This is a genomic window from Leclercia sp. M50 (genome assembly GCF_037150775.1).
In the GTDB taxonomy this organism is placed as follows: domain Bacteria; phylum Pseudomonadota; class Gammaproteobacteria; order Enterobacterales; family Enterobacteriaceae; genus Enterobacter.
Genome location: NZ_JBBCPK010000112.1, coordinates 1 through 11358, shown reverse-complemented (window position 1 = coordinate 11358; position 11358 = coordinate 1). Strand labels below are relative to the sequence as shown.

The 11358-nt window shown below is 54.2% G+C and carries 8 protein-coding genes and 1 pseudogene; all 9 read left to right on the top strand.

The genetic code is table 11. The features are described from left to right. The first annotated feature begins 91 nt into the window (after positions 1 to 91). Positions 92 to 490, top strand: a complete 399-nt coding sequence (locus WFM46_RS20260; protein ID WP_336998375.1) for a hypothetical protein — start codon at positions 92 to 94, stop codon at positions 488 to 490. Between the two features lie 256 nt (positions 491 to 746). Next, positions 747 to 1010, top strand: coding sequence for a PAAR domain-containing protein (locus WFM46_RS20255; RefSeq protein WP_032418592.1), 264 nt, complete (start codon positions 747 to 749; stop codon positions 1008 to 1010). Between the two features lie 2 nt (positions 1011 to 1012). Beyond that, on the top strand, positions 1013 to 2221 hold the full coding sequence (locus tag WFM46_RS20250; RefSeq protein ID WP_336998374.1) for a hypothetical protein: 1209 nt from the start codon (positions 1013 to 1015) through the stop codon (positions 2219 to 2221). Beyond that, positions 2214 to 5585, top strand: coding sequence for an ImcF-related family protein (locus tag WFM46_RS20245; RefSeq protein WP_336998376.1), 3372 nt, complete (start codon positions 2214 to 2216; stop codon positions 5583 to 5585). Before WFM46_RS20250 ends, WFM46_RS20245 begins: the two co-directional genes overlap by 8 nt. Positions 5586 to 5929: 344 nt before the next feature. Continuing rightward, positions 5930 to 6235, top strand: coding sequence for a hypothetical protein (locus WFM46_RS20240; protein ID WP_336998373.1), 306 nt, complete (start codon positions 5930 to 5932; stop codon positions 6233 to 6235). A gap of 317 nt (positions 6236 to 6552) precedes the next feature. After that, a complete protein-coding gene (tssA, locus tag WFM46_RS20235) occupies positions 6553 to 8160 on the top strand; it encodes a type VI secretion system protein TssA (protein ID WP_336998372.1) in 1608 nt (535 codons plus the stop codon). A gap of 33 nt (positions 8161 to 8193) precedes the next feature. Further along, complete coding sequence (tssF, locus tag WFM46_RS20230) at positions 8194 to 9963, top strand: type VI secretion system baseplate subunit TssF (RefSeq protein ID WP_336998371.1); 1770 nt, start codon at positions 8194 to 8196, stop codon at positions 9961 to 9963. After that, positions 9927 to 11012, top strand: a pseudogene (tssG, locus tag WFM46_RS20225) (type VI secretion system baseplate subunit TssG); the annotation flags it as partial. The gene tssF and the pseudogene tssG, both read left to right, overlap by 37 nt. Positions 11013 to 11049: 37 nt before the next feature. After that, positions 11050 to 11358, top strand: a 309-nt coding sequence (tssJ, locus tag WFM46_RS20220; RefSeq protein ID WP_336998370.1) for a type VI secretion system lipoprotein TssJ, incomplete at its 3' end; no start/stop codon positions are given.

Genomic DNA, 11358 nt, shown 5'->3' with positions numbered 1-11358 from the left:
ATCTACAAAAGTATGCCTCATTTTCGAAACGGCAGATCTGTGGTTTTCTTGTGCAGTGAAGTTTTGTAGATGAAATCAAAGGGGAGAGTAAATGAAGGCTTATAAAAGAATAACGGCTCTATTACTTTCGTTGTTGCCGTTGTCCATGTCCTTTGCTGCAAGCCCGGAACAGTGCTGCTCATATTTTACTGAGTTAGTGAGGAGTAGCAACTATCCATTTAATGAATGGAATGTAAAACCCAACAAAGTAAACTTAATAATTGATGAAGATGATGATTCAATTATAAGGGCAAAATTAGTGGTTGATACCGATGGCACAGACACAATAGGATGGGTTTTATTTGACAAAAACAAAGCAGAGTTGCTTAACACAACTATCGATCCAGGAAATCCTATTAAACTGACCTATAACAATGAATACGAAAAAGCTCAAAAATATTGTCTTTCAGGTGAGGTTATTTATCAGGTTCAAAGTAAGAAGCGTGTGTAATTTTTTGCGAGAACTGACTCTGGCATGAAAAAAACAAACACTTTCATTGTCAATGGAGATTATGTTAAGCGATTAGAAACGCAGGACTCGTATACCCAAGTTTCTTATCAAACAAAGTCAGGAACTACAGTTACAGGCTGGGTTGAGTTGGCCTCATTGAGACAGATTGACTTTAAAAGCACCTGGTAAGAAACGCATATTGCAAATGTAAGGCATAGGCATCTTTCTATGGAACTCACAGATATGAGGTAAATTTATGCTTCAAATTATTCGCAAAGGCGATAAAACCACTCACGGCGGCTCAGTACTGACCGCTTCGGAAACGATGAAATTCGGCGGTATTGGCGTTGCCCGTAAAGGTGACAAAGTGTCCTGCCCGGTTCCGGGACATGGCCCTACAACCATCGTAGAAGGCAATCCTGATTATCTTGATCATGGTATCCCTGTTGCATTTCACGGCCATAAATGTGCCTGTGGTTGCACATTGATCAGTTCATTTGCCGCAGCAAAGGTTGCCTGATTATGCCCGTCTGGCTGGATGCCATCCCTGAAAAGGCCCAAAAAATAGCGCGTCCCGGCCCCCGTCGCTGGCTGCTGTTCTTGGCGTTTATCATGCTGGGGGGTATAGCACTCACGCTATGGTACTGGACATCAGAGCGAACCGGATTTGTCTTCTGGTTCACCGCACTGGGTCTTCCATTTTGCACCTGGGGGTTTATTTTCGGTTTACGCCGGTTTGCCTATAAAGCCGAACAGGTGGGGGCCGAGTCCCGGAATGTCGAGCGGGAAGCACTCATCAACAGTGAAATTCTGCGCGGTCAGCGCTGCGCCTGGATCCTCGGTACTTATATTCAGAGTCCGGCCGGAAACAATGCCGATGACCTGCTGAAGGCAATGAAAGTCGCAGCTCCCGTTATCGATTTCTCTCGCCCAAGAGGATGTGACAAACCGGTCAGATACGCGGCATTACCAGAATATCAGACAGATTTAACGAAGGCCCTGAAAGCAGCGGTTAATAAACTGACCACGCGTGTAGAGGGGATAGTTAAGCCGCTTCCGCCCGAGCTGCCATGCTGGCTGATGCTGGATTGTGATAACGATCTGTATCCCCTGATTGAAGAGCAGCTTAAAGCCGATCTCTCACTCAAGACGGGCAGGATTTTTCGCCTGATGGCCGGAAAAGGGCTGGGGGCGTTTGATGCCTGGCTGGACAAGCGATGGGACAACCCTGGCATTCTGGTTGCCATCACGCTGTCGTTACCGGCGTCTCCCCGGGAAGAATATGCTGATGCTGTCTCAATGGTGGTATTGAGCAACCGCAAAGCCAATGCCTGGCCGGATGCGCTCCGCCTCCATCGCCCCGAAAGGGGAACAGAAACAACGCTCACAAAGACGCTCACCCGGGCGCTGCTCTGGTCGAAGATCCTGCCCAATGAACTCAAAGGAAGCTGGATCTCCGGTCCCACATTGACGTCGGGCAGCGGCTGGAATAATGCCTGCGAAGAGAGCGAAGTGGAATTTAGTCTTTCAGAAGACAATTCCAGTATCGATCCCGTGCTGGGATATACCGGCCATGCTGCTCCATGGCTGGCCATCACGCTTGCTAATGCTGACGTTGAACAACGAGGGGCGCAGGTTATCGCCGCACAACCCGCCGCTGATAAGGACGACATCTGGGTTGCCGTCATCACCAAAGAAGAAGTTCGCAAGGAATCGCCTAAGAATGTCTAAGGTAAAAGTCAAAACACTCATCGGCTCGGTTGTGACTGTCGCCTTTTTCCTGACAGCCATCGTGGCATTTTTGTTTTATGCCTTTCCGGAAAATGTGGCCTCAGCCACCGGCTTCGGACCGTATGACGGTCAACGAATACTCACATTCTGCGCCATTATGGTTGCCGCGATGTTTTTACTCGGCTGGCTGACAGAGAAGGCTTTCGACTTCGCCGGTAAATCCGGGTTGTATTTCCAGTGGGGCCAGAAAAAGGCTGAGAGTATCACTCCGGTGACGAACACCATTCTCAGTGAAGAAGATGACGAAGAACCGGTCTTCAGCGAAGACGCCGTGTCCGAACACCTGCGCTTTCGCTATGGACGCCGATGGCAGCGTAAGGTGCGACTCCTGCTGGTGATGGGCAACCCGGACGACGTCCATAAAGCAGCCCCGGGCCTGTGCCATGATCTCTGGCAGGAAGGCGACGGCAACGTGCTGATTTATGGCGGCGACGCTCAGTCACTCCCGGATGAGGTCTTCCTTTCAAAACTGAAACGCCTGCGATCCGGGCAACCGGTTGATGGCATCATTCATGTAATCAGTACCTCCGCCCTCCCGACGGATAGCGAACGGGATGCCTTCTTGCGTTGTCGCCAGAAAGCCGACCACCAGTTGGGCTGGCAGGCGCCTGTCTGGCTGTGGCTGACTGACAACGCTACTGGCGCTCAGCAGGACGAGGAAACGGCTGCGACAGGGATCATATTCGGGCCGGAAGGCACCATGAAAGGCGCGGGTGAAGCCTTTTCTACTCTGGCTCTATACCTGCAAAAAGCTGGTATGGCACAGATACTGAATAATCCGGCTCATAACGGTCTACTTCACTTGTCCTTGCGACTGCGGCAGGAGCTGAAAGCCAGTCTGGGTGATTTGCTCTGCGAGCTGATGCAGGGATCTGCGGCCTTGCATTTACGTGGGGTCATGTTCAGCCCTGAACTGACCGTTGCCGGAACGGTACCAAACACACACGCCGACACACCGACCTGGAAAGCCGTCATTGATGACTGTAATGCCGTCAGCGGCAGGAAGCTAGGCTTCGACTGTCTGAAGATGCTGCGGTTAATTCTGCTTTCACTGATTGTCCTGTGGGGGGCCGGTACACTGCTGTCCCTTATTGTTAACCGTACCCAAATTTATCAGGCGCAGGAAATGGCGAGGAAGGCAGCAGATACTGCAAAACCACTGGCTGAACGCCTGCACAACCAGCTTGTACTCCAGCAGGTCATTGCCCGTCTTCAAAACCGCGAGGCGACCGGTGCGCCATGGTATACCCGTTTTGGACTCAATCAGGACAGCGATACGCTCGCGGCGCTCTGGCCGTTGTATGCCCGCAACAATATCCTGCTAATGCGTGATGCCGTTGCAGCTAACCTGCAGCATCAACTGAACGCCTTCGTGCAACTTCCTCCAGCAAGTGATGCCCGCACACAGGGTACACAGCGTACTTACGATGTGCTGAAAAGTTATCTGATGATGGCCCGGCCGGACAAAGCCGATGCCGGATGGCTGGCGAAAAATATGCTAAAGGTCTGGCCGAAACGACAGGGCGTGCCGGATGGCATCTGGCAGGCGCTGGCGCCGAAACTGCTGGGTTTTTATGCTCAGAACCTCCCTTCGCATTCGGACTGGAAAATTAAGCCGGATGCTGAGGTTGTCGCGACCGTGCGCCAGATCCTGCTTAAACAGATTGGCCAGCGTAACGCCGAATCCGGTCTGTATCAGGACATGCTGAAGCGTGTAGCCAGCAATTGGCCGGATTTAACGCTAGCGGATATGACCGGCGATACTGATGCCTCAACGGTGTTCAGGACGGAAGAAGTGGTGCCGGGAATGTTTACCCGTCAGGCCTGGGAAGAGCAGGTACAGGATGCCATTAACGAGGTGGTTAAAACCCGCCGGGATGAAATCGACTGGGTACTGACGGATAAGACCCACCAGCCGGGAAGCGATATCTCCCCTGAAGCACTGAAGACCCGTCTGACTGAGCGTTACTTTACTGATTTTGGTAATGCCTGGCTGAATATGGTTAACAGCATTCAATGGCAGGAGGCGACTTCGCTGTCAGAAGCTATAGCCCAGCTCAACCTGATCGGGGATGTGCGCCGTTCGCCACTTGTGGCGCTGATGAATACCCTAAACTACCAGGGAAAAACAGGAGATAAGGACAAGGCTCTGGCGGATTCAATAGTGGATTCAGCAAAAAAACTGGTTGGCCGAAAAAGATATGCCCGACAGTTCATTGAGCAGGCGCAGGGGCCAAAAGGACCGCTGGAGGATGTTTTTGGGCCGCTGAAGGGATTCATGGAAGGAAAAGAGGGTACGGGACGTAACGGTAACTTGAGTTTCCAGTCCTGGCTTGCCCGCGTCACCCAAGTACGCCTTAAACTTCAGCAGGTTACCAGTGCGCCGGATCCGCAAGCCATGTCTCAGATGCTAGCTCAGACCGTATTTCAGGGTAAGGCTATCGATCTGACCGATACGCGTGATTACAGCAGTCTGGTCGCAGCCAGCCTGGGGCAGGAGTGGAACGGATTCGGTCAGTCCCTGTTTGTGCAACCGTTGGATCTGGCCTGGCAACAAATACTGGCTCCGGCAGCGGGAAGCCTTAATACCCGGTGGCAGACGACCATTGTCGAACAATGGAACAAAGCCTTTGCCGGTCGCTATCCGTTTAAACCCACCGGAAGTGATGCCTCACTACCTTTGCTAGCTCAGTTCCTGCGCAGTGATTCAGGACGTATCGCTATGTTCCTGAAAACCAACCTCGGCGGCATTCTTCATCAGGAAGGGAATCGCTGGGTAGTTGACCCTTCAGCAAGCCAAGGGATGGAGGTGAACCCGGATTTCCTGCGGGCCATCAACCAACTGGCTGAATTGTCGGATATCGTTTTTGCAGAGGGGGATGCGAACGTACATTTCGAATTAATGGCGCGTCCTTCCCGTGATGTGGCCCGTATGCAGTTAACGCTTGATGAGCAAAATCTGGACTTCTTTAACCAGATGGAAAGCTGGCAAAGCTTTACCTGGCCGGGAAACACGTACTATCCAGGGGTGAGTCTCCGCTGGCGTAGTGTCAGCAGCGGGATGCAGCTTTACGCAAACAACCAAGGGAACTGGGGTTTCATTCGTCTGCTGGATATGGCCCAGAACACACCTCTTGATGCGAGCCGCACGCAGTTGGTGTGGATCACCCCTGAAGGTAATCCACTGAAGTTTGTTATACGCAGCGAACTGGGCGACGGTCCGCTTGCACTACTGAAGCTTAAGGGGTTTACGCTGCCCGACACTATCTTCAGCGTCGCCGCTGGCGCAGAAGAGCGCCAGTAACGGTGGGCGGGAAAACTCACCCTGCAATGGCTTTTGCAAAACAGGTTGAAGGCTGGTCACCAGGTATTTTCAGCGAGGTAGATAAATGGCGGGAGGCTGAATCATCGGCTCCCAGGCAATTTATGAACTTTCGGCAGTGTCGGGCATGGCTCAGTGACTGGCTGAAGCATAATCCGGCGCCAAAGGAAGGATTCCTTTGGCGCGTGATCATAAAACGTTTCCTGCCACATATCGTTTATATGACACTTGCAGCCTGACGAACCGGTATAACGCTCCTCCATTGCGATGAATCTCTCTTTCGGATCCTGGGAGAAACGCGCCAGACCAACGCAGTGTTAGGAGAAATGCTTCGCCGCCCGCCATACAGGGAATTCTGGCTCGATTTTCCGGCTGACACAGTTTTTGCTGAAGGCCGGGATGCGCTGCTCGTCCTGACGCTCGCTCAGGAGCCGCTTTCCCGGGAGCGCATTCCGATGGGGATGGAGTATCTCGCCTTAACCGATCCTGTCTCCGCGGCCATCAGTCAGCAGGAGGAGGGGATCCGTGGATGCTGGCACGCCGTGCTGCCGGTGCTGTTCTGGCTTTGTTCGGAGAGCAGCGAATGGGGAAGGGAGGGGAAACTCGTGAGACCAGCGCCCAGACGCATCTGAAAGCATCACCGTCTCATCCCACCGGACAATCCTGAGCAGATTTTTGTGGATGCCCGGGCTAGTTCCGGGTTCAGGTAGGCACCACGAGCGCCGGAAGCCAGTACTTTAGCGGGCAGCCACTTCACGCCCCATCGGTTTCTTCGCCTCTATGTCAGAAAAGTCTATTGGCAAAGCTATTGGAACTGTAAACCCACTCATGGGGAAGAGAAAAGTATGCTGCCGAAATGTAAGCCACTTCAAATCGTCAATGGCAAGGACGACGCTTCTCTGGAAGCGGTCGTGAGATTTATCAAAGAGACTAACAAACGGGAAAAAGAATGAGTTCACCGGAAGATCTGTTAACCGCCTGCGCCACCAGCCAGGAAGAAAGGCAGCGCCTCATCTCCCGGGCAAATGATGCCCTGTCGCTCTGGAATAGCTGGCTGCACCCGTTCACCTCCGGATCTGAAACCGGGGACGATCCCGCTTACGATGATAATTTTCAGCTGATGCGCGAAGAAATTAATAAGCTTTCGGGTACCGATTCAGCGCTGTTGTGCGAGCTGGCCCGGACGTGTCTTTGCGAATGTGCCAAAGATATTCGTGTGGTGACCTGGTACGTACAGGCCCGACTCAGTCGCGACGGCGAAAAAGGGCTGTCCGAAGGCTTACTGCTGCTTGTCGCGATGCTGACCCGCTACGGGCAGGCATGTCATCCGAAGCGTCCCGCTGCCCGTAAAGCTGCGCTGGAGTGGCTGAACAGTGCAAAAGTGACTGATGCACTGCTGTTATGGCCCGAGGTGGACAGCGATGACGCCGGTCTGACGGCTGGCGCCATAATCCTGCTTGAATCCGCCGTGGCAGAGTGGCCGGAAGCTGAGAAACCGTCTTTTGCAGGCCTTTGTAACGCTCTTGAAAACCGTCTGGCACGTTCAGGTGGAATGGAAGCGCTGGTCCCCCAGAACAGCAGCGCCCATGAGCACAGGCGTGAACCTGCCCATTCAGATTCACCGCAACTGTCAGCAGTGAAATCGGGGCGCGATTTACTCGACCAGGCCAGGTTACTTTCCCGCTGGCTGAGCGAACAACCTCAGGGCTGGCTCGCTTCTAATCGGCTGATAAAGACCGTGCGGTGGGATACGGTCGATCAGATCCCCCCACTCGACAGTAGCGGCCGCACCCGCCTGGTACCGCCGAAACCCGAGTATCGCGCTCAACTTAAGCGGCTATATCTTCAGAAAAACTGGACCGAGCTGGTTGAGCAGGCCAGCCAGATGTATTGCGAAGGGGTCAACCATTTCTGGCTCGATCTTCAGTGGTACCTCTGGCAGGGGCTCAGCCATGCCGGTCAGCCCTGGGATACCTGGACAGACTCCGTCCTGTTCGATCTGCGGTTGCTGCTTAAACGCCTCCCGGGCCTTGAAGGGCTGGCATGGAATGATGGTACCCCCTTTGCCGACGAAGTCACCACCGCCTGGATTGCTGAAAAAGTGAATGAAGAAGGCCTGATGTACGGCGATGAATCCGCTACCGTCGTTAATGGTCTGGCTGATGATGTGCTGCTCCTTGAGTCCGAAGCCATGGAGAAGGGAGACATGGAAGGTCCCGAAGCGGCGCTTGTCTGGCTCCAGTCCCGACCGGGGATGGACACACCTCGCCATCGCTGGCTGATACGCCTGCTGATGGCCCGGGTGGCAGAGCAGTATGGCCGAAACGAAATGGCGCTTCATCTGCTTGGCGAACTCACTACCCGTGCGCCACTGCTGACGCTGAAAGACTGGGAGCCCGCTCTGTTGTTTGAAGTCCAGGCCCGACGTCTGAAGCTGCTACGCATGAAAGCCGGTCGCAGCGAATCTGATAAAGCCCGTCTGATGCCTGAGATGGATACGCTATTGGCAGGTCTGATCGCCATTGACCCAGCCCGTGCCATGGTGCTCTGTGGCTAATGTTTTCTTTAATAATTTTCAGGAATGTCGTGCATGGATGATTTAACCCTGCGCTATTACGAAGCAGAGATGCGCTACCTGCGAGAAGCCGGTAAAGAGTTTGCCCGTGCCCATCCGGATCGGGCAGCAATGCTTAATCTGGATAAACCCGGAGCCCGCGATCCCTACGTGGAACGCCTGTTTGAAGGTTTTGCCTTCCTGATGGGCCGTTTGCGTGAAAAGCTGGATGATGATCTGCCGGAGCTCACTGAAGGGTTGGTGAGTCTGCTGTGGCCACACTATATGCGGACTATCCCGTCGCTGGCCATCGTCGAATTTTCCCCTGACTGGCGTAGCCTGCGTCAGGCCGAAATGCTGGCTGAAGGCTTCTCCGTTCTGTCACGTCCTGTCGGGCCGCATAAAACCGCCTGTCAGTACCGGACGACCCGTGATGTGCCGCTACAACCGCTGCACCTTGCAGATGCCCACCACCATACTGAAACCGATGGTCGCTCTGCTATCCGTCTGCGCTTCGAATGCCCTGAAAAAGTGGACTGGAATAAAGCCGGGATCGACAAGGTCGCCATATTCCTTAACGCAGAGAGTCCAGTTAGCTCAGCGCTGCATCTGGCAATGACCCGGCGTGTACATGCCATGTATGCACGTCATGCCGGGACGCACACCGAACGTCATCAGTTTGATGGCTGGTGCAAACCCATGGGCTTTGACGACAATGACGGCCTGTGGAAGAAAGCCGATACTGCCTTCAGTGGTTACCAGCTGCTGCTTGAATATTTCAGCTTCCGTCCGAAGTTTATGTTTGTTGAGCTGCGCGGTCTCGACACCATCGGGCTCACTGAGGCCAGCCCCTGGTTTGAAATCGACATTGTGCTCAGTGAAGCCTGGCCATCCGATCTGCCTTTTGAGACGGAAAACTTCCGGCTGCACTGTGCACCGGTTATCAACCTCTTTACCCTGGAAGCCGATCCGCTGACCCTTGATCCACTGGAGAATGAATATCTGCTGCGCCCCCTGCGTCTTCAGGATGGTCACACCGAGATTTACAGCGTGGATAACATTCACGGTGCGGTAAAGAATGGCAAACATCCTTATGTGCCGTTCACCAGCTTCCGGCACCGGGGCGGTATGATGCGACACGATGCCCCTGAACGTTATTATCACACCCGCGTGAAACGCGGCCCCTCTGGCCTGTATGACACCTGGTTAATTCTCGGGGGGCGCTCGTTTGAGCTGGAGCAGTTGTCTGAAAAACCGGAGTCGCTCTCGATGCGAATCACCGGCACCAACGGCCAGCTTCCGCGTAAGGCACTGGAAAGTACCCTCCTGGACAGGGTGGTCAAAACCGGCAAAGTGCCTGTCAGGGTACTGAACGTCACCGCACCGACAATGCCGCTGTATCCGCCGGCAAACGACCGTTTTCACTGGCGGGTGATGAGTCACCTCGGTTCAAACTTCCTCAGCATGATGGACAATCCGGAGGTTCTGCGGGGTACGCTGGCGCTCTATGACTGGACCGACGATGAAATGAACCGCCGTCGGCTTGAAGCAATCGTCGACGTGAAGCACACCCTGATCCGCCGTTTTGAGAAGGGCTTTATGCTCCGGGGCGTGGACATTGAGGTCACACTGAATAGGGACAATTTTGCAGGCGAGGGCGATGTGAATCTCTTCGGGGAGATGCTGCATCGATTCTTTGGACTCTATGCTGATATTCACCTATTTAACCAGCTTACGCTGGTACTGCAACCGACAGGGAAACGACTGAGATGGCGCGAGAATCACAGCCAGCACGTACCGGGCTGACGCTGGCCCTGGCCCTTAACAAAGATATCTGGCGGGCCAATTTCTATCGTTTCTGCCAGCTGCTGGAACAGGAAAATCCGGACGCGCCGAAACTGGGCACCACCAGCAATCCGGGCGACGATCCGGTACGATTCAGACCATGGCCTGGTATGGGATTCCCGGTCAATACCCTTAAAGCGATTGAGACCGACGAAGACCATCCGACATTACCCCCAACGGTTCGCACGACATTTCTCGGGATGTATGGAGTGGACTCCCCTCTGCCGACATCCTACCTGGATGACATAGCGCAGCGCCGCGAAGGACATGAGGCGGTCACCTCATTCCTGGACATTTTCAGCCACCGGATCACCACGCAGTATTACCGGATCTGGCGAAAATACGCGTATCCGGCGACCTTCGAGGCAGGTGGCCGCGATGCCACATCACAACATCTGCTGGGGCTGGTGGGACTCGGTATACCAGGCACGGCGGAACGGGTGGCCACGCCGGTTTCCCGTTTTCTGGCCCTGCTAGGCGCCATGCGATTACCCACCCGCAATGCCGAAGGTATCCGGGCCCTGGTGAGCCTGCTGGCACCGAATACGCGGGCAAGTATTACCGAACCCGATCCGGTTAAGGTCCATATCGATAATCGCAGTAGGCTGGGGGCCAGAAAACGCATCCGTCTTTCGCAGCGGGCTACCTTGGGTAAAACGGCAAAGGAAGCATGCAGCCGGGTACTGGTGACGCTGGAGACAGCGGATCTGGACGAGGCGGAAGGCTGGTTACCCGGTGGTGTCCTCCATACCGATTTGCTGGTCCTGTTGCGCGTCTATCTCGGCTACCGCAGTGACGCCCGATTGCGCCTCACCGTACCTGTGCGGTTGTTGCCTGAGCCCCGCCTTGGCAAAGGCAGGCGTATCCAGTTGGGCCGTACCGGTTTGCTGGGTCTGAAATCGGGCAAACTCAGCAATAACCGGGAGAGTCTGACCGTCAGTCTGGGCTGCTATGAAGGGCTGCAATGTTCTGCGCTACCATCCGCTGAAGACGGACTTTACCGCTTTGATAATCGTATACACCCACTTTCACTAAAGGAACATTTGAATGGCAACAGTAACCCGCTGGTGGGCGCTGACGCTTATTGCCTGTAGCCTGCTCGCTGGCTGCGGTCTGACTCAGACCGTCACGGACGGTACGGTCAGTATCACGAAATCCATCTTCTACAAGAAAATTAAAACTCTGCATCTGGATTTTACCCCGCGCACGGCCATTAACGCCGATGGCGCACAGACGCCGCTGGCGACAATGGTGCGGGTTTATCAGCTCAGGGATCGTAAAGCGGTTGATGCCGCCGATTACCAGACGCTGCTGCGCAAGGCCGATACGGTACTTAAAGACGACATACTGGCGTCA